This is a genomic window from Paraburkholderia sp. JPY419 (assembly GCF_050435705.1).
Classification (GTDB): domain Bacteria; phylum Pseudomonadota; class Gammaproteobacteria; order Burkholderiales; family Burkholderiaceae; genus Paraburkholderia; species Paraburkholderia youngii.
In genome coordinates this window covers 1,423,887-1,442,771 of the sequence record NZ_JBNDKV010000002.1, presented here as the reverse complement: position 1 = coordinate 1,442,771, position 18,885 = coordinate 1,423,887, and the positions used below count along the sequence as shown (strand labels likewise).

Below are 18,885 nucleotides of genomic sequence, written 5' to 3'. Positions count from 1 at the left end.
CGTGATAAGCGACGCCGCGTCAGGCTGCTGTCACAGCCTGTTCGCCCTGGTAGTGCGTGCCTCTGGCGAGGACAGCCCAGGCGATCCTCGCCAATTTATTGGCCAATGCACAGGCCACCACGTTGGAATGCCGTCGGGTCAGCAGGCTGCGAACCCAGCAGCCGAGCCGGTCGGGGCGTTGCTCGATCTGCTGCATGACGGCGCGCGCGCCTTGCACCAGAAGCCGCCTCAGATTCTTGTCGCCACGCTTGCTGATCCCCAGCAGTGTCGGCTTGCCGCCGGTGCTGTATTGGCGGGGGACCAGTCCGATCGACGCCGCGAACTGGCGCGCCGAAGCGAACTGCCCGGCATCACCCAGTTCGGTCGCCAGCACGCTGGCCGTCACGGGGCCGATGCCCGGAATCTCCAGCAGACGCTGACTACGTTCGTCCTCGCGAAGTTGCTGCATCAATTCGCGCTCGACCGCGCTGACCTGCTCATCCAGATACTTGAAGTGCGCCTGCAGGCGTTCGAGCAAGGCGATCAACCGCGGCGGTAAATCATGCGCGGCCAGGATGGCGGGCAACCGCCGGATGACCGCGCTCCCCTTGGGCAGGCTTATGCCAAATTCCAGTAGGAAAGCGTGGATCTGGTTGATCGTGCCGGTGCGATCGCGTATCAGGCTCTCGCGCACACGGTGCATTGCCGAGAGGGTCTGTTGAGTCTCGTTGCGCGGACTGACGAACCGCATGCCGGGACGCGACGCCGCCTCGCAGATCGCCTGCGCATCGGCGAAATCGTTCTTGTTGCCTAGCAGGAACGGTTTGACGAACTGCGGGGAAATCAGTTTGGCCTGGTGCCCCAGTACCTCCACACGTCTTGCAACCCAGTGCGCGCCGGCGCACGCTTCCATGACTACCGTACAGCGCGGAAGATTGCCCAGCAGCGTCAGCATCTGGCTGCGCGTGAGCTTCTTGCGGAACACCATACGGCCCGATGCGGACTGTGCGTGCAGGTGGAAGCAATGCTTACCCAGATCGATTCCGATCAACGAGATGGTGTCCATGACGATCTCCCAAAAAGGAAACAGCCCGATCAGCGTAAGTCGATCGGGCTGTTTCGGGTCAGGCTGACCATCTCATTAAGGCCGATTCGACAGAACCGGCCTTTTTTATTCGCGCAATCCTCAGCGACTACGTGTGCATCAAACCTGCGCGCCAGCGTTCGGATCGTCCGGATTGTGGCTTTCTTTCTTTTCCTTGATCAGGTCTTCGCGCTTGACGCCGAGCCACATCGCGAGCGCCGCGGCGACGAATACCGACGAGTAGATACCGAACAGAATACCGACCGTCAGCGCGAGCGCGAAGTAGTGCAGCGTCGGGCCGCCGAACAGGAACATCGACAGCACCATCATCTGCGTGCAGCCGTGCGTGATGATGGTACGCGACATCGTGCTGGTGATTGCGTGGTTGATCACTTCGATCACGCTCATCTTGCGTTCGCGGCGGAAGGTTTCGCGAATCCGGTCGAAGATAACCACCGACTCGTTGACCGAATAGCCGAGCACCGCGAGCACCGCGGCCAGCACCGACAGCGAGAACTCCCACTGGAAGAACGCGAAGAAGCCGAGAATGATCACGACGTCGTGCAAGTTCGCGATCACGCCGGCGACCGCGTACTTCCATTCGAAGCGGAACGATAGATAGATGACGATACCGACCACCACGCACGCGAGCGCGAGCAGACCGTCGGTAGCGAGTTCTTTGCCGACCTGCGGACCGACGAATTCGACGCGCTGCAACTGCACCTCGGGCGTATCGGCCTTCAGCGCGCTCATCACCTGCTCGCTCTGCTGCGCGGACGTGAGGCCCGGCTTCAGCGGCAGACGGATCAGCACGTCGCGCGCGGTGCCGAAGTTCTGCACCTGCGCGTCGGCATAGCCCAGCTTGCCGAGTGTGGCACGCACCGGGTCGAGCGGCACCGCGCCCGGATACTGAACCTCGATCACCGTACCGCCGGTGAATTCCACCGACAGATGCAGCCCGCGATGCGCGAGGAAGAACACGGCGGCGAGAAAAGTGATCAGCGAGATCGCGTTGAAGATCAACGCGCGCTGCATGAACGGGATGTCTTTGCGGAAACGGAAAAATTCCATGGTCTTGTTCTCCGGGACTCAGCGGGATGAACCCGGTTTCTGCGGCGTCGAGCCATTCGACGTCGGCGTGCCCGGCGCATTGCGGCGGCGAACGGTCGGCTTCGTGCGACCCTGCGCGCCGGCTGCGGCCGGTGCCTTCGAGCTTGCCTTCGCGCTCGCCTTCGCCGTGGCGATGGCCTGCGCGGTGTCGGTCGCGGCGTCGCTGCTGCCGAGGCCGCCGGCGTAAGCAGCCGAGCCGGCGGCTGCCGCTTGCGGACGCCACACCTGGCCGATCGACAGCGACTTCAGCTTCTTCTTGCCGCCGTACCAGAAGTTGACGAGGCCGCGCGAGAAGAACACCGCCGAGAACATCGACGTCAGAATGCCGATACAGTGGACGATCGCGAAACCGCGCACCGGACCCGAGCCGAACGCGAGCAGCGCGAGGCCGGCGATCAGCGTGGTCACGTTCGAGTCGAGAATCGTCGCCCATGCGTGCGCGTAGCCGTTCTGGATGGCCAGTTGCGGCGGCGCGCCGTGGCGCAGTTCTTCACGCACGCGCTCGTTGATCAGCACGTTCGCGTCGATCGCCATACCGAGCGCGAGCGCGATAGCGGCGATACCCGGCAGCGTGAGCGTGGCCTGCAGCATCGACAGCACCGCCACCAGCAACAGCAGGTTCACGGACAGGCCGATCATCGAGATCACGCCGAACAGCATGTAGTACGCGATCATGAACACGGCGATCGCCGCGAAGCCCCACACGACCGAGTGGAAGCCCTTCTTGATGTTGTCGGCGCCGAGGCTCGGGCCGATCGTGCGTTCCTCGATGATTTCCATCGGCGCGGCGAGCGAACCGGCGCGCAGCAGCAGCGCGAGGTCGGCGGCCGCTTGCGGGGTCGGCTGGCCGGTGATCTGGAAGCGGTCGCCCAGTTCCGACTGGATGGTCGCGACCGTCAGCACTTCGCCCTTGCCGCGCTCGAACAGCACCATCGCCATCGGCTTGCCGATGTTGTCGCGCGACACCGCGCGCACCGCGCGGCCGCCGGCCGAGTCGAGACGGATGTTGACCGACGGGCGCTGATGCTCGTCGAAGCCCGCCGATGCGTCGATGATGCGGTCGCCGGTGAAGATCACCTGCTTGCGCAGCAGCACCGGTGCCTGGTTGCCTTGCGTGAAGAGTTCGTCGCCCGGCGGCACCGGGTCGTTCGGGTTCGGATGCGTGTTGACCGGGTCGGCGAGGCGCGCTTCGAGCGTCGCCGTGCGGCCGATGATGTCCTTCGCCTTCGCGGTGTCCTGCACGCCCGGCAGCTCGACCACGATGCGGTCCGCGCCCTGCTGCTGGATCACCGGCTCGGCCACGCCGAGTTCGTTCACGCGGTTATGCAGCGTCGTGATGTTCTGCTTGAGCGCAGCGTCCTGCACCGCGCGCTGCACGGCCGGCGTGAAGGTACCGACCAGCTGCACGCCGCCGTCCGCGCCGGCGTTCGGCTGCGAGGTCCACTGGAGTTCGCTGACGCCGCGGCCGAGCAGCTTGAGTGCCGCGTCCGCCGTGGCCTGATCGGCCAGATTCACCACCACCGACTGGTTCACGCGATTCACGCCCCCGTCGCGGACGTTGTTGTCGCGCAGCAGCGTGCGCACGTCCGAGGCGTCAGAATCGAGCTTCTTGTTCAGTGCGCCGGCCATGTCGACCTGCAGCAGGAAGTGCACGCCGCCGCGCAGGTCCAGACCGAGATACATCGGCAGTGCGCGCAGCGCGGTCATCCAGGTCGGCGATGCGCTTTGCAGGTTCAGTGCGACGATGTATTGCGGATCGTTCGGATCGCTATTGAGCGACTTCTGCAGCAGGTCTTTCACGCGCAGCTGCGTGTCCGTGTCCGTCAGGCGCACGCGGATGTTGGCGTTGGTCTGCGAGTTGTCGAACGTGACCGCGGTCGGCTTGATCTGATTGCCCGCGAGCGCGGCTTCGACCGACGCCAGCGTGGTGGCGTCGAGCCTGACCGTGGCCTTGCCGCTCGACACCTGCACCGCCGGCGCTTCGCCGTACAGATTGGGCAGCGTGTACACGAGGCCGATGACCAGAGCCACCAGCATCACGGCGTATTTCCAGAGGGGGTAGCGATTCATGAGTGGTCCAACGGGAAGGTTGGCTTGGATGCGATGCGTCCGGCGATGAGCGCGGGCCGTTCAGCGAAGTGCCTGAACCGCCGGCGAGGCCGCGCCGGACGCGAGGAGTGCAGGCCTTACAGCGACTTGATCGTGCCCTTCGGGAGAATTGTCGTGACCGACGCCTTCTGCACGGTGATTTCCGTGCCTTCCGAGATTTCGATGCCGACGTAGGCTTCGCCCACCTTCGTCACCTTGCCGACGATACCGCCGTTCGTCACGACTTCATCGCCCTTGGCCATCGCTGCGAGCATGTTGCGATGTTCCTTCTGACGCTTCATTTGCGGGCGAATCATGATGAAGTACAGCACGCCGAACATCAGGATCAGCGGCAGGAAGCTCATCAGGTTCGATTCGACACCACCTGCTGCAGCGCCTTGGGCGAAGGCATTGGAAATGAACGACACGTTGGTCTCTCCGTTATTGGTCAAACAAACGAACAAAAAATCAGCCGATTATTCTACCACCGGCCACACGCACGCCGGCACGGCGAATCGGCTTTGCGATCAACCGTTTAAAGGTCCGATGCGGGGCAAATTCAGCGGTCGGCGAAAGAAAATTGTAAGTTGTCCGCGTGCGGCATGGGCAGTCTTCAGTGGCATTCGCCTACCGGGCCGTCAGGATGACGGTTCGACGCCGCGCGCGCGGTCTTCGTGGAAGCGCTTGCGGAACGCGTCGAACAGCTTCGCCTCGATCGCATCGCGCATTTCCTGCATCAGTTCGAGGTAGTAGTGCAGGTTGTGGATCGTGTTCAGCTGCGCGCCGAGGATTTCGCCGACGCGATGCAGGTGGTGCAGATAGCCGCGCGTGAAGTTGCGGCAGGTGTAGCAGCCGCATTGCTCGTCGAGCGGGCGCAGCGAGTTCCGGTGCGTCGCGTTGCGGATCTTGATGTCGCCGAAGCGCGTGAACAGCCAGCCGTTGCGCGCGTTGCGCGTCGGCATCACGCAGTCGAACATATCGACGCCGGCCGCGACGCCGGCCACCAGGTCTTCCGGCGTGCCGACGCCCATCAGGTAGTGCGGCTTGTTGGCCGGCAGCTTCGGGCCGATATGGTTCAGGATCCGCATCATGTCTTCCTTCGGCTCGCCGACCGACAGACCGCCGATCGCGAGGCCGTGGAAGTTCTTCTCGGCGAGACCGGCGAGCGACTCGTCGCGCAAGTCCTCGAACATGCCGCCCTGCACGATGCCGAATAGCGCATTCGGATTGCCGAGGCGCTGGAATTCGTCGATCGAGCGCTGGGCCCAGCGCATCGACATGCGCATCGATTCGGCCGCTTCCTTGTGCGAGGTCGGGATGTTGTTGGTCGCATAGGGCGTGCACTCGTCGAACTGCATCACGATGTCCGAGTTCAGCACCTTCTGGATCTGCATCGACACTTCCGGCGACAGGAACAGCCGGTCGCCGTTGATCGGCGACGCGAACGTGACGCCGTCCTCGGTGATCTTGCGCAGATCGCCGAGCGAGAACACCTGGAAGCCGCCTGAGTCGGTCAGGATCGGCTTCTTCCACCCCATGAAGCCGTGCAGGCCGCCGTGCGCCTCGATGGTTTCGAGGCCGGGGCGCAGCCACAGATGAAACGTATTGCCGAGGATGATCTGCGCGTGCATTTCGTCGAGTTCGCGCGGCTGGACTGCCTTCACCGTGCCGTAGGTGCCTACCGGCATGAAGATCGGCGTCTCGACCACGCCGTGGTTGAGCGTGACGCGGCCGCGGCGCGCGAGGCCGTCAGTGCCGAGCAGTTCGAATTTGAGGCCATTCTCCGGACGCTCGTGGGCAGGATGCTGCGAGGGATGACCAAGGGTCATGGGGATCACTCCTGGGCTACCGGAAAACAGTCCGGCGCAATCAATGAAAACCGCCACGAAGGATCGCGGCGGCTAGGAAAACTGCCAATACGCTGAAGCAGTGCTGGAGCCGGCTCAGGCATCGCGCCGCGTCAGCAGCATCGCGTCACCGTAGCTGAAAAAGCGATAACGCTCGTCGATCGCATGACGATACGCGGCGCGAATCGTCTCGATACCGGCGAACGCCGACACCAGCATCAGCAGCGTCGACTTCGGCAAATGGAAGTTCGTGACCAGCCGGTCGACCACGCGGAAGCGGTAGCCCGGCGTGATGAAGATGTCGGTTTCCGCGCTCGCCGCGGCGAGCGGATGGCCGGCCGCTTCGGCGTCGCGCGCGGCGGCTTCGAGCGCGCGCATCGACGTGGTGCCGACCGCGATCACGCGGTTGCCGCGCGCTTTGGTCGCAGCGATCCTGTCCGCGAGCGCTTGCGGCAGGTGATACCACTCGCTGTGCATCTTGTGCTCGGCGATGTTTTCGACCCGCACCGGCTGGAATGTGCCAGCGCCGACGTGCAGCGTCAGCGTCGCGCGTTCGATGCCGAAGGCGTCGAGCCTCGCGAGCAGCGCGTCGTCGAAGTGCAGGCCGGCGGTCGGCGCGGCGACCGCGCCCGGGTTCTGCGCGAATACGGTCTGATAGCGGGTTTCGTCGGTCGCGTCGGGATCGTGCTCGATGTACGGCGGCAGCGGTAGACGGCCGTATTGTTCGATCAGCGTCAGGCAGTCGTCGGGGAAATGCAGCGTGTAGAACTGATCGACGCGCTCGCCGACGGTGACGTCGAACGCATCGGCGAGACGGATCGTCGTGCCCGCCTGCGGGCTCTTGCTCGCGCGGATCTGCGCAAGCGCGCTGCGCTCGCCGGTCAGGCGCTCGACCAGCACTTCGATCTTGCCGCCGCTCGCCTTCTGGCCGAAGAAGCGCGCCTTCAGCACTTTGGTATCGTTGAAGACCAGCAGATCGCCCGGCGCGAGGCACTCGGGCAATTCGGTAAAGCGGCGATCGATCAGGCGCGCGGCGCCGTCGGCGGCGCCCGCGGCGTCCACGTCTAGCAGACGGCTTGCGCTGCGCTCGGGCAGCGCGACTTGCGCGATCAGCTCGGGCGGCAGATCGAAATCGAAATCGGAAAGCGTAAACATGCGAACGACTGGAAGCGGATTGGTACTGATTTGGGACTGAATTGAGCCGAAGCCGGAGCCGGGCGGCTATGATGGCGGGACGCCGAAGCGGCCCGCGTGCGCGTTGAGCCGCAGCTTGCCCACGCTGGATGCGCGCAAAGCGGCACGTTTTTTTCGACAGCAGCCGATATTGTACTTGCGAAGCAGCCCATGCCTTTGTCCGACCGCCGATCGTCCGTTGCCACCCTCGAAGCGGGCGCCGAGCCGCGGCGCCGCGGTGCGCGAGCGGAGGCGAGCGAACGGGACGCGGCAGAAGCTGGCGCGCAAGGCGGCATGATCGCCGCGGGCCAGGATGCCGGGCGCGACGGCGACCCCGCGAACGGTGACAAGCCCGCCGCCAAAACCAAAGCCACGGCGAAGTCCGCCGCCAAACCCGCAGCCAAAGCCCCTGTCAAAACCGCCGACAAGCTCGCCAAACTCGGCCTCACACGCGACATCGACCTCGTGCTGCATCTGCCGATGCGCTACGAAGACGAAACCTCGCTGACGCCGATCGGTCACCTGCTGCCCGGCGGCGTCGCGCAGACCGAAGGCGTGGTGTTCGACAACGAGATCGCCTATCGCCCGCGCCGGCAACTGCTCGTGAAGCTGCGCGACGCCGATGGCGACGAGCTGGTGCTGCGCTTTCTGAATTTCTACGGCTCGCAGGTCAAGCAGATGGCGCCCGGCGCGCGCCTGCGCGTGCGTGGCGACGTGCGCGGCGGCTTCTTCGGCATGGAGATGGTGCATCCGACCGTGCGCGTCGTCGATGAAGACACGCCGCTGCCGCAGGCGCTGACGCCGGTCTATCCGAGCACCGCGGGCGTGTCGCAGGCGTATCTGCGCAAGGCGATCGACAACGCGCTCGCGCGCACGTCGCTGCCGGAGCTGCTGCCCGCGCCGGTCGCACGCGCGTTTCTCGAACCGCTCGGCGTGCCGGCGCTGATGGATGCGGTGCGCACGCTGCATCATCCGGGCGCGCAGTCGGACGAAACGGCGTTGATCGACGGCACGCATCCAGCGTGGGTGCGCATCAAGTTCGAGGAGCTGCTCGCGCAGCAGATGTCGCTCAAGCGCGCGCACGACGAGCGGCGCAACCGCGCCGCGCCGGCGATGCCGCGCCGCAAGCTCGGTGACGAATCCGCGCTGGTCGCGCGTCTGTTGAAGGCGCTGCCGTTTTCGCTGACGGCCGCGCAGCAGCGCGTCGGCGGCGAGATCGCGCTCGACCTGACGCAGCCGCATCCGATGCAGCGCCTGTTGCAGGGCGACGTCGGCAGTGGCAAGACGATCGTCGCGGCGCTCGCCGCCGCGCAGGCGATCGACGCCGGCTACCAGGCCGCGCTGATGGCGCCGACCGAAATCCTCGCCGAGCAGCACGCGCGCAAGTTGCGCGGCTGGCTCGAGCCTCTCGGCGTGAACGTCGCGTGGCTCGCGGGCAGTCTGAAGACGAAGGAGAAGCGCGCCGCGATCGAAGCGGCCGCGCTCGGCACCGCGCAGCTGGTGATCGGCACGCACGCGATCATCCAGGACGCGGTCGACTTCGCGCGCCTCGGGCTCGTGATCGTCGACGAGCAGCATCGCTTCGGCGTCGCGCAACGGCTCGCGCTGCGCGCGAAGGCGCGGGGCGCCGCCGATGGCGCGTCCGACTTCCAGCCGCATCAATTGATGATGTCCGCGACGCCGATTCCGCGCACGCTCGCGATGACCTACTACGCGGACCTCGACGTCTCCACGATCGACGAACTGCCGCCGGGCCGCACCCCGATCCTCACAAAGCTCGTGTCCGACGCGCGCCGCGAAGAGGTGATCGGCCGCGTGCGCGAGGCGGCGCTGACGGGGCGCCAGGTGTACTGGGTGTGTCCGCTGATCGAGGAAAGCGAGACGCTGCAGCTGCAAACCGCGGTCGAGACCTACGAGACGCTCGTGGCCGCGCTGCCCGAGCTGAGGGTCGGCCTCGTGCACGGGCGCCTCGCGCCCGCCGAAAAGGCCACGGTGATGGACGCGTTCTCGCGCAACGAGATCCAGCTGCTGGTCGCGACCACGGTGATCGAGGTGGGCGTCGACGTGCCGAACGCGTCGTTGATGGTGATCGAGCACGCGGAGCGCTTCGGTCTCGCGCAGCTGCATCAGCTGCGCGGACGGGTTGGGCGCGGCAGCGCCGCGTCGGTCTGCGTGCTGCTGTACACCGGACCGCTGTCGATGACCGCCCGCGCGCGCCTGCAAACGATGCGCGAAACCACCGACGGCTTCGAGATCGCCCGCCGCGACCTCGAAATCCGCGGACCCGGCGAGTTCCTCGGCGCGCGGCAGTCGGGCGCGGCGATGCTGCGTTTCGCCGACCTGCAAAACGATCAGCACCTGATCGAGCCCGCGCGCGAAGCCGCCGCGACACTGCTGGACCAGTATCCGGACGTGGTCATCCAGCATCTGGCGCGTTGGCTCGGCGCGCGCGAGCAATATCTGAAAGCCTGAGTCCGAGCCCTTCGCCACGAACGGAACGGCTAAAAGGTTGGCGAACCGACCCTATAGGTGTATAACTAGAACCTATCGAATCTATCGCACTGATTGATCCCCGAATGACGCTCACCGAATTGAAATACATCGTGGCGGTGGCCCGCGAGCGGCACTTCGGCCGGGCCGCCGAAGCGTGTTTCGTCAGCCAGCCCACGCTGTCCGTCGCCATCAAGAAGCTCGAAGACGAGCTGAACGTGCAGATTTTCGAGCGCGGCACCAGCGAGGTCAGCGTCACGCCGATCGGCGAACAGATCGTCACGCAGGCGCAACGCGTGCTCGAGCAGACGCTCGCGATCAAGGAAATCGCCAAGCAGGGCAAGGACCCGCTGGTCGGTCCTTTGCGCCTCGGCGTGATCTACACGATCGGGCCGTACCTGCTGCCCACCCTCGTCAAGCAGATGATCCAGCGCGTGCCGCAGATGCCGCTGATGCTGCAGGAAAATTACACGCTGAAGCTGATCGAACTGCTCAAGCAGGGCGAAATCGACGTCGCGATCATGGCGCTGCCATTTCCCGAAACCGGTTTGATGCTGCGTCCGCTGTACGACGAGCCATTCGTCGTCGCGCTGCCGTCCGGTCACGCGTGGGAAGGCCGCTCGAAGATCGACCCTGACGATCTGAAGCAGGAAACCATGCTGCTGCTCGGCAGCGGCCACTGCTTCCGCGATCATGTGCTCGGCGTATGCCCCGAGTTGATGCGCTTTTCGCAGAATGCGGACGGAATCCAGAAGACCTTCGAGGGTTCGTCGCTCGAAACGATTCGTCATATGGTCGCGAGTGGCGTCGGCATTACCGTGCTGCCGCGCATGTCTGTGCACGAGGTCAAGCCGCATGCGGGCGGTATCGACGCGGGCCTGCTCAGCTACGTCGCGTTCGACGAGCCGGTGCCCGATCGCCGCGTCGTGCTGGCGTGGCGCAAGAGCTTCACGCGCATGCCCGCGATCGATGCGATCTGCGAGGCAATCGCCGCCTGCGATCTGCCGGGCGTCAAGAAACTCGATCTGCCGGCTGCCGTCAACTGACGCGCCATCACCCCCAGCCGCGCCGGATCACGGCGCGGCCTGCCGCCAAAAAGGGCGCGAGCCCTATCAAATAGATTAAATTAATCAAATACGAACATTCGATAGCAATTGCTATAGTTTCCTCCATGGATCGCCCGATCCTCTTATTCGACAAGGCTCAGCCTCAGACTCCCCATTCGGGGCGTCAGACACGCCAGGAGGAAAACATCATGCAAGCAGTTTCACAGCCCATCCACGCTTTTCCCGCCCAACCGACCATGACGGCCGCCGCGCCGAGTATCCGCGCGGTCGCGATGTCGTTGCTGGTCGACCGGGTGCTGGCCGCCTGACGCGCCTACCCATGACGGCGTCCGTCCCGCACGGATGCCGCGCGATTTCCTCTGATCCAACAAAACCACGCAGGAGTGCTCATGTCCGAACGTAGGCTCACCAATGCCGCCGGCGCGCCCGTCGCCGACAACCAGAACTCGATGACCGCCGGCCCGCGCGGCCCGGTGGTGCTGCAGGATGTCTGGCTGCTCGAAAAGCTCGCGCACTTCGATCGCGAAGTGATTCCCGAGCGTCGCGTTCACGCGAAGGGTTCGGGTGCGTTCGGCACGCTGACGGTCACGCACGACATCTCGCGCTACACGAAGGCGAAGGTGTTCGCGCAGGTCGGCAAGGAAACACCGCTTTTCATGCGCTTTTCGACGGTGGCCGGCGAGCGTGGCGCGGCCGATGCCGAGCGAGACGTGCGCGGCTTCTCGATCAAGTTCTACACCGAAGAAGGCAACTGGGACGTGGTCGGCAACAACACACCGGTGTTCTTCATCCGCGATCCGCTGAAGTTTCCGGACTTCATTCATACGCAGAAGCGTGATCCGTACACGAACCTGCGTAACAACGTCGCGGCGTGGGATTTCTGGTCGCGTCATCCGGAGTCGCTGCATCAGGTGACGATTCTGATGAGCGATCGAGGGATTCCGAAGAACTACCGGCAGATGCACGGCTTCGGCTCGCACACGTACTCGTTCATCAACGCGAACGACGAGCGTTTCTGGGTCAAGTTCCACTTCAAGTCGCAGCAGGGCATCGAGAACTTCACCGACGCCGAAGCCGCGCAGGTGGTCGCCAATGACCGCGAAAGCGCGCAGCGCGATCTGGTGAACAGCATCGACGCGGGCAACTTCCCGAAGTGGCGCTTCGCGATTCAGGTGATGCCCGAAGCGGATGCGGCGAACTACCGCTTCAACCCGTTCGACATCACGAAGGTGTGGTCGCAGAAGGACTATCGGTTGATCGACGTCGGCACGATCGAGCTGAACCGCAACGCGGCGAACTATTTCGCGGACGTCGAGCAGGCGGCGTTCACGCCGGCCAACGTGATTCCGGGCATCGGCTTTTCGCCGGACCGTCTGTTGCAGGGGCGTCTGTTCTCGTACGGCGATACGCAGCGTTACCGGCTCGGCATCAATCATCACCAGATTCCGGTGAATGCGCCGCGCGTGCCGAACCCGCATTCGTTCCATCGCGACGGCGCGATGCGCACCGACGGCAATCTCGGCGGCAACGTGAATTACGAGCCGAATCGCTTCAGCGACTTCGCGCAGGACGCGAACGCATCGGAGCGACCGCTCGCAGCGGGCGCGGTCGCGCGTTACGAGCATCGCGAGGACGACGACTACTACACGCAGCCGCGCATGCTGTTCGCGCTGTTCGACGACGCGCAGCGTCAGCGTCTGTTCGGCAATATCGCGCGACATATCGACGGTGTGCCGCAGGACATCGTCGCGCGTCAGATCGAGCATTTCCGCCGCGCCGATCCGGCTTACGCGGAAGGTGTGATCGCGGCGCTCGCCGCGTTGCAGGAAGGCAGAAACCGCTAGGCGTCCAGTACGCGGCACATGGCAACGCAGTAGCACAGTAATCGACGGCGCAGCGCGTTGCTGCGGCCGTCACGAGACGAACCGGGAGTACGATCATGATTCAGATGATGATGGCAAGCATCGGCGGTTCGACCGCCATGCCGAGCATGCAGGTGCAACGGCAGGTGTTGATGCTGCGCAAGGCGATGGGCGTTGCGATCGTCGCGAGCGGCTTTGCGGTAATCGCCGCGCAGGCGTTGCAGCACGCGCTGGGCGGCTAAGCGCAGTAGCGCCGGGATGGCGGCGTAGCAAGGCCTGCGGAGCACGTCTTGAGCGAAGCTTGCGGCATTTCACGCTACACTGTCGAACAGTTTTATTCGTGTTTCCGCAGACCGTCATCTGCCGACCGGTTCGTATCACTCTTCGAAGGAGTCATCATGGCCAAGAAAGAAGCCGCAGCAGCCGTACAGCACGTCAACATCGGGATCAGCGACAAGGATCGCAAGAAGATCGCCGAAGGGTTGTCGCGTTTGCTCGCCGACACCTACACGCTGTACCTGAAGACCCACAACTTCCACTGGAACGTCACGGGTCCGATGTTCAACACGCTGCACCTGATGTTCGAAACGCAGTACAACGAACTGGCGCTCGCGGTCGACTCGATCGCCGAACGCATCCGCGCATTGGGCGTGCATGCGCCGGGCACCTACAAGGATTTCGCGAAGCTGTCGTCGATCCCCGAAGCGGACGGCGTGCCGGCCGCGGAAGACATGATCCGCCAACTGGTCGAAGGCCAGGAAGCGGTGGTGCGCACCGCGCGCGCGATCTTCCCGGCGACGGAAGCCGCCAACGACGAGCCGACCGCCGACCTGCTCACGCAACGCATGCAGACGCACGAAAAGACCGCGTGGATGCTGCGCTCGCTGCTCGCGTGATTCGACGCGGCTAAGCCGGCCGAGTCACGTTCGAATGCAGGTGCGGGCAACACCCGCGCCGTGCCAGAAACGCACAAGCCTCCCTGCAAGGGAGGCTTTGTTTTTTTGCGCCGCCGCCGCGTGATGCAGGGGCGCGAGCGCGAGGCACTTCGATACGCGGCCAGATGAATTCAGAGCCGCCGTGCGCTTCCCGTAAAATAGGCGCACCGTGTTCGCACTTCACCGAATTCGTCCCATGTTCGCCCGACTTCCCCTGTATCTGCGCCTCGTGCGCATGGACAAGCCGATCGGCAGCCTGCTGCTGCTGTGGCCGACGCTCAACGCACTGTGGATCGCTTCCGGCGGTCATCCGTCGTGGCAATTGCTGGTGATCTTCACGCTCGGCACGGTGCTGATGCGCTCAGCCGGCTGCGCGATCAACGACTACGCGGACCGCGATTTCGACCGCCACGTGAAGCGCACCGAGAACCGGCCGATCACGTCCGGCAAGATCAATGCGTGGGAGGCGGTCGTGCTGGCCACCGTGCTGTCGCTGATCGCTTTTCTGCTGATCCAGCCGCTCAATGCGTTGACCAAGGAGTTGTCGGTGGTCGCGCTGTTCGTCGCCGGCACGTATCCGTTCATGAAGCGCTTCTTCGCGATTCCGCAGGCGTATCTGGGCATCGCGTTCGGCTTCGGCATTCCGATGGCGTTCGCCGCAGTGCTGGATCACGTGCCGCTGCTCGCATGGGTGATGCTGGTCGCGAACATCTTCTGGGCCGTTGCGTACGACACCGAATACGCGATGGTGGATCGCGACGACGACATCAAGATCGGCATCCGAACGTCGGCGCTGACTTTTGGTCGCTTCGACGTGGCTGCGGTCATGATGTGTTACGCGGTGACGCTGGGGATTTACGTCGGCATCGGCCTGACGCTCGGGTTTGGTCTGCTGTACTGGCTCGGCTGGGCGGTCGCGGTGGGTTGCGCGATCTATCACTACACGCTGATCCGCAATCGCGAGCGCATGCCGTGCTTTGCCGCGTTCCGTCACAACAACTGGCTCGGCGGCGCGTTGTTCGCGGGGATTGCCGCGCATTACGCGGTGACCTCGTTTTAATTCGCGTCCGCGCTTTTCTGGCTTCAAAACGCTGGTGTTTCTACACGCCGTAGCGCGCGTGCCCTTAATTAGAAAAGGCAGGCGTGCTACGGCGTGTTAGTTTCCGCTGATTCTTTTCGACGCCGGTTCGCGTCACTGCTTGCCGAACTCGTCGCCCATCTCGCGCGCCCGTGCATCGGCGGCCAGTGCGCCCCGCACGATCGCGTCCTTGATGCCGCTCGCGTCGAACGAGGCGAGCGCTGCCGCGGTCGTGCCGCCCTTCGAGGTCACGCGCTCGCGCAGCACGCTCGGCGGTTCGTCGGAATTGGCCGCGAGTTGCGCGGCGCCTGTGAACGTCGCGACCGCGAGCGCGCGGCCCTGCGCTTCGTCCATACCGAGCTGGCGCGCTGCTTCCTGCAGCGCTTCGATGAAATAGAACACGTAGGCCGGCCCGCTGCCCGAGATCGCGGTGACCGCGTCGATCTTCGCTTCGTCGTCGAACCAGACGGTTTCGCCGACCGCGCCGAGCACCTGCGACGCGAGCACGCGGCCTGCTTCGTCGACGCTGCCGCTCGCGACGAGACCCGTCACGCCCATGCCGATCAGCGCCGGCGTATTCGGCATCACGCGCACGATGCGGCTATGGCCATTCAGCCAGCGCGACATGTCGCCGATGCGAATGCCCGCGACGATGCTGACGATCAGTTGCGACGCGCGCAGATGCGCCGCCAGCGTCTCGGCGACGCTCTTCAGGATCTGCGGCTTCACCGCGAGCACGACCGCGTCGTAGTCGGCGAGCGTGCCGTCGGCGACCGCGCCGGTGCGGATGCCGAATTGCTCCTCGTTGCGCTTGCGCGCGTCTTCGTTCGGATCGATCGCATATAGGTCAGCGGGGGCGGCGCCCCGCTTGATGAGGCCGCCGATCAACGCCGCGGCCATGTTGCCGCCGCCGATAAACGCAATTTTCATGATGGTCCGGATAGCTTCAGATGAGATGCGGTGAGGGCTTCGCGCAGCCAGGTTCGCGCAAGGCCCGTGGAAAAGCTCAGTGCGAGTAATCGCGCGCGCCGAAGATCGCGGTGCCGACGCGCACGATCGTTGCGCCTTCGAGCACGGCTGCTTCGAGATCGGCCGACATGCCCATCGACAACGTATCGAGTTCGAGCCCGTCGTTAGACAAGCGCTCGAACAGCTCGCGCAATTTGCGATGCGGCGCCCGCTGTTCTTCGAGATCGCCGCCCGGTTCCGGAATCGACATCAGTCCGCGCAGCTTCAGCTTTGGCAGTGCGGCGATCTGGTGCGCGATGGCGGCCGCCTCGTCGGGCGCAACGCCGCTCTTCGACGCCTCGCCGCTGACGTTGACCTGCAGGCAGACGTTGAGCGGCGGCAGGTTGTCGGGGCGCTGCTCCGACAGCCGCTGTGCGATCTTCAGCCGATCGACCGAATGCACCCAGTCGAAATGCTCGGCAACGGGGCGCGTCTTGTTCGATTGCAGCGGCCCGATGAAATGCCATTCGAGCGATGCGCGCAGATCGGCGAGCGTCTGGATCTTGTCGAGCGCTTCCTGCACGTAGTTCTCGCCGAATGCGCACTGACCGGCCACATGAGCGGCGCGCACGGCATCGGCGGGAAACGTCTTGGAGACTGCGAGCAGCATCACGGACTGCGCATCTCGGCCGGCCGCTTGCGCGGCGCGGGCGATGCGCTCGTGTACGTCGGCGAGACTCTGAGCGAAGTAGTCGGCGAAACGGTGAGGCAGATCGGACATGGAACGAACCGGTGTTCAGCGAAGACGATGCCCCGATTATACGGACAGCATGTGCTCGACCAATTCGATCCAGTGCGCGACCGGCGTCGACGTGCCGCTTTGCAGATGCGCGATGCAACCGACGTTCGCCGACACGATCACCTGCGGCTCCTGCGCCTGCAAACGCTCGAGCTTCTGGTCGCGCAGCGCGTACGACAGGCGCGGCTGCAGCAGCGAGTAGGTGCCGGCCGAGCCGCAGCACAGATGGCTGTCGGTGGGGAGGCGCACTTCGAGGCCGAGCGCGCTGAGCAGTTGCTCGACTTTGCCGTGGATCTGCTGGCCATGCTGCAGCGTGCAGGGCGGATGAAACGCGACCGTGTGCACCGAGCGGCGGCGCGTGATCGCGACGAGCCGTTCTTCGAACTCGGGCAGGATTTCGGAGACGTCGCGCGTCAACTCGACGATGCGGCGCGCCTTCTCCGCATACTCGGGATCGAGGCGCAGCAGGTGCGCGTATTCCTTGACCGTCGCACCGCAGCCCGACGCGTTCATTACGATCGCTTCAACGCCCTGTTCGACGTAGGGCCACCATGCGTCGATGTTCGCGCGCACGTCGTCGAGTGCTTCTTCGTTGTAGCCGAGGTGCAGGCGGATCGCGCCGCAGCAGCCGGCTTCGGGCGCGAGCAGCGTTTCGATACCGAGCGCGTCGAGCACGCGCGCGGTCGCGATGTTGACGTTCGGCATCATCGACGGTTGCACGCAGCCCGCGAGCATCAGCACCTTGCGTTCGTGTGTCGCGCTCGGCCATTCGAGCGGGCGTTGACGCGCAGGGACCTTGTCGCGCAGCTTCTTCGGCAGCAGGCCGCGCACGTGCTGGCCCAGCCGCATCGCGGGCGTGAAGATCGCGCTGTTCGGCAGCACGCTCGCGAGCAGCCGCCGCATCAGCCGCTGACTGAGCGGACGCGTGACCTTTTCTTCGGTGAGCTTGCGGCCGATTTCGACGAGCCGCCCGTATTGCACGCCGGACGGGCACGTCGTTTCGCAGTTGCGGCAGGTCAGGCAGCGGTCCAGGTGTACCTGGGTGCTGCGCGTGACCGGCGCGCCTTCGACCATCTGCTTGATCAGATAGATGCGCCCGCGCGGCCCGTCGAGCTCGTCGCCGAGCAGTTGATAGGTTGGGCAGGTGGCCGTACAGAAACCGCAATGCACGCATTTGCGCAGGATGGCGTCCGCTTCGTTGCCATCGGGGGTATTGCGAATGAAGTCCGCGAGGTTGGTTTGCATCGCGTCGCTCAGAAGTCGGGGTAGAGACGGCCGCGGTTGAAGATGCGGGCCGGGTCGAATGCATGTTTGAGGCCGCGATGGATTTTCATCAACGGCGCGGGCAGCGGTGTGAATACGCCGGCGCTGCGGTCGTAGCCGTGGCCGCTGCGGAAAATGGTTGCGTGGCCGCCGGCCTGCTTCGCGCTGATGCGCACGGTTTGCGCGTCGGTGTCGGTGATCCACCAACGCTGGCCGCCGCCCCATTCCATCAGTTGCGCGCCGGGCAGTTGCAGCGGCTCGGTGATCGACGGCAACGCGAGACGCCACAGCGCGGCCTTCGGCGGAATGCTTGCAAAGAACGAGTCGGTCTGTTCGCGCAGGCCGCCCCAGAAGCGCTCGGCTTCGACGGCATCGACGACTTCGCCGCCGAGCCCGGTGCGCGCGGCCTTGACCGCGGCCTCCGCGCCGCCCAGGCGCACCGCGAGCGTGCCGTTGCGCCATGCGCTCGCGGTGATGGGCAGCGGCCGGCCGCCCCATTCGTTGAGCTTGCGTACCGCGTCGGTGCCATTCATATCGAATTTCAGCGTGGCTTCGGCCTGCGGGCGCGGCAGCACTTTGACCGACAGCTCGAGGATCAGCCCGAGCGTGCCGAGCGAGCCCGCGAGCAGCCGCGACACGTCGTAACCCGCGACGTTCTTGACGACCTGGCCGCCGAAGTGCAGCACCTGGCCCTGGCCGTTCATCACGACGGCGCCGAGCACGAAGTCGCGCGCGGCGCCGACGGCCGGCCGGCGCGGCCCGGAAATGCCCGCGGCGATGCAGCCGCCGAAGGTGGCCTGCGGGCCGAAGTGCGGCGGCTCGAACGCCAGCATCTGGTCGTGCTCGGCGAGCGCGGTTTCGATTTCCAGCAGCGGTGTTCCCGCGCGCGCGGTGATCACAAGCTCGGCCGGATCGTACGCGATGATGCCGCGATAAGCGCGCGTGTCGAGGATCTCACCTTCCAGCGTCTGGCCATACCAGTCCTTGGTGCCGCCGCCCCGGATGCGCACCGCGCGTCCCTCGGCGCTGGCCGAGCGCACCCGTTCGGACCATACGGCGACGATGTCGTCCTCTTCCATGGTGTCCTGCTCGTTGTGTTTCGTTTGATTGTACCGGGCGGCGGCTCGCTGGCAAGCCGGAGCGCACCCGCATGACGGGCGCG

At 65.0% G+C, this 18,885-nt stretch carries 16 protein-coding genes; 6 read left to right on the top strand and 10 right to left on the bottom strand.

Annotated features, from left to right (window positions below; all coding sequences use genetic code 11):
* Positions 1 to 19: 19 nt before the first annotated feature.
* The 6 genes from QFZ91_RS12735 to queA form a co-directional block, all read right to left on the bottom strand.
* On the bottom strand, positions 20 to 1,045 hold the full coding sequence (locus tag QFZ91_RS12735) for an IS110 family transposase (protein ID WP_429567444.1): 1,026 nt from the start codon (positions 1,043 to 1,045) through the stop codon (positions 20 to 22).
* A 138-nt stretch (positions 1,046 to 1,183) separates the two neighbouring features.
* Positions 1,184 to 2,134, bottom strand: a complete 951-nt coding sequence (gene secF, locus QFZ91_RS12730; protein ID WP_429567443.1) for a protein translocase subunit SecF — start codon at positions 2,132 to 2,134, stop codon at positions 1,184 to 1,186.
* 18 nt (positions 2,135 to 2,152) lie between these two features.
* Positions 2,153 to 4,243: a protein translocase subunit SecD gene (gene secD / locus QFZ91_RS12725; protein ID WP_429567442.1), complete on the bottom strand. Its 2,091-nt coding sequence runs from the start codon at positions 4,241 to 4,243 to the stop codon at positions 2,153 to 2,155.
* 116 nt (positions 4,244 to 4,359) lie between these two features.
* A complete protein-coding gene (gene yajC / locus QFZ91_RS12720; protein ID WP_176109522.1) occupies positions 4,360 to 4,689 on the bottom strand; it encodes a preprotein translocase subunit YajC in 330 nt (109 codons plus the stop codon).
* A 210-nt stretch (positions 4,690 to 4,899) separates the two neighbouring features.
* A complete protein-coding gene (gene tgt / locus QFZ91_RS12715; RefSeq protein WP_176379016.1) occupies positions 4,900 to 6,090 on the bottom strand; it encodes a tRNA guanosine(34) transglycosylase Tgt in 1,191 nt (396 codons plus the stop codon).
* A 114-nt stretch (positions 6,091 to 6,204) separates the two neighbouring features.
* Complete coding sequence (gene queA, locus QFZ91_RS12710) at positions 6,205 to 7,263, bottom strand: tRNA preQ1(34) S-adenosylmethionine ribosyltransferase-isomerase QueA (protein ID WP_429567441.1); 1,059 nt, start codon at positions 7,261 to 7,263, stop codon at positions 6,205 to 6,207.
* A gap of 189 nt (positions 7,264 to 7,452) precedes the next feature.
* Between queA and recG the strand changes: the two genes are divergently transcribed.
* The 6 genes from recG (at position 7,453) to ubiA (ending at position 14,695) form a co-directional block, all read left to right on the top strand.
* Positions 7,453 to 9,753, top strand: a complete 2,301-nt coding sequence (gene recG / locus QFZ91_RS12705) for an ATP-dependent DNA helicase RecG (RefSeq protein WP_429567440.1) — start codon at positions 7,453 to 7,455, stop codon at positions 9,751 to 9,753.
* A gap of 104 nt (positions 9,754 to 9,857) precedes the next feature.
* A complete protein-coding gene (locus tag QFZ91_RS12700; RefSeq protein WP_368594694.1) occupies positions 9,858 to 10,817 on the top strand; it encodes a LysR substrate-binding domain-containing protein in 960 nt (319 codons plus the stop codon).
* A gap of 410 nt (positions 10,818 to 11,227) precedes the next feature.
* On the top strand, positions 11,228 to 12,682 hold the full coding sequence (locus QFZ91_RS12695) for a catalase (protein ID WP_429567439.1): 1,455 nt from the start codon (positions 11,228 to 11,230) through the stop codon (positions 12,680 to 12,682).
* A gap of 95 nt (positions 12,683 to 12,777) precedes the next feature.
* Positions 12,778 to 12,942 carry a hypothetical protein gene (locus QFZ91_RS12690; RefSeq protein ID WP_176109516.1) on the top strand — a complete coding sequence of 55 codons (165 nt, stop codon included), beginning with the start codon at positions 12,778 to 12,780 and terminating at the stop codon, positions 12,940 to 12,942.
* Between the two features lie 156 nt (positions 12,943 to 13,098).
* Positions 13,099 to 13,596: a Dps family protein gene (locus QFZ91_RS12685; RefSeq protein WP_018431894.1), complete on the top strand. Its 498-nt coding sequence runs from the start codon at positions 13,099 to 13,101 to the stop codon at positions 13,594 to 13,596.
* A gap of 235 nt (positions 13,597 to 13,831) precedes the next feature.
* The gene (gene ubiA, locus QFZ91_RS12680) at positions 13,832 to 14,695 is read left to right on the top strand and encodes a 4-hydroxybenzoate octaprenyltransferase (RefSeq protein WP_368715314.1); all 864 of its coding nucleotides are present in this window, start codon (positions 13,832 to 13,834) and stop codon (positions 14,693 to 14,695) included.
* A gap of 132 nt (positions 14,696 to 14,827) precedes the next feature.
* Here the strand turns inward: ubiA and proC are convergent, their stop codons facing one another.
* The 4 genes from proC to glcE all read right to left on the bottom strand — a co-directional run bounded on the left by proC (position 14,828) and on the right by glcE (position 18,802).
* Positions 14,828 to 15,643, bottom strand: coding sequence for a pyrroline-5-carboxylate reductase (proC, locus tag QFZ91_RS12675; protein ID WP_429567438.1), 816 nt, complete (start codon positions 15,641 to 15,643; stop codon positions 14,828 to 14,830).
* 76 nt (positions 15,644 to 15,719) lie between these two features.
* Entirely contained in the window at positions 15,720 to 16,442 is a 723-nt protein-coding gene (locus tag QFZ91_RS12670; RefSeq protein ID WP_176379021.1) for a YggS family pyridoxal phosphate-dependent enzyme, read from the bottom strand.
* Positions 16,443 to 16,478: 36 nt separating this feature from the next.
* A complete protein-coding gene (gene glcF, locus QFZ91_RS12665) occupies positions 16,479 to 17,705 on the bottom strand; it encodes a glycolate oxidase subunit GlcF (RefSeq protein WP_429567437.1) in 1,227 nt (408 codons plus the stop codon).
* Positions 17,706 to 17,713: 8 nt separating this feature from the next.
* A complete protein-coding gene (gene glcE, locus QFZ91_RS12660) occupies positions 17,714 to 18,802 on the bottom strand; it encodes a glycolate oxidase subunit GlcE (protein ID WP_368594688.1) in 1,089 nt (362 codons plus the stop codon).
* Positions 18,803 to 18,885: the final 83 nt, after the last annotated feature.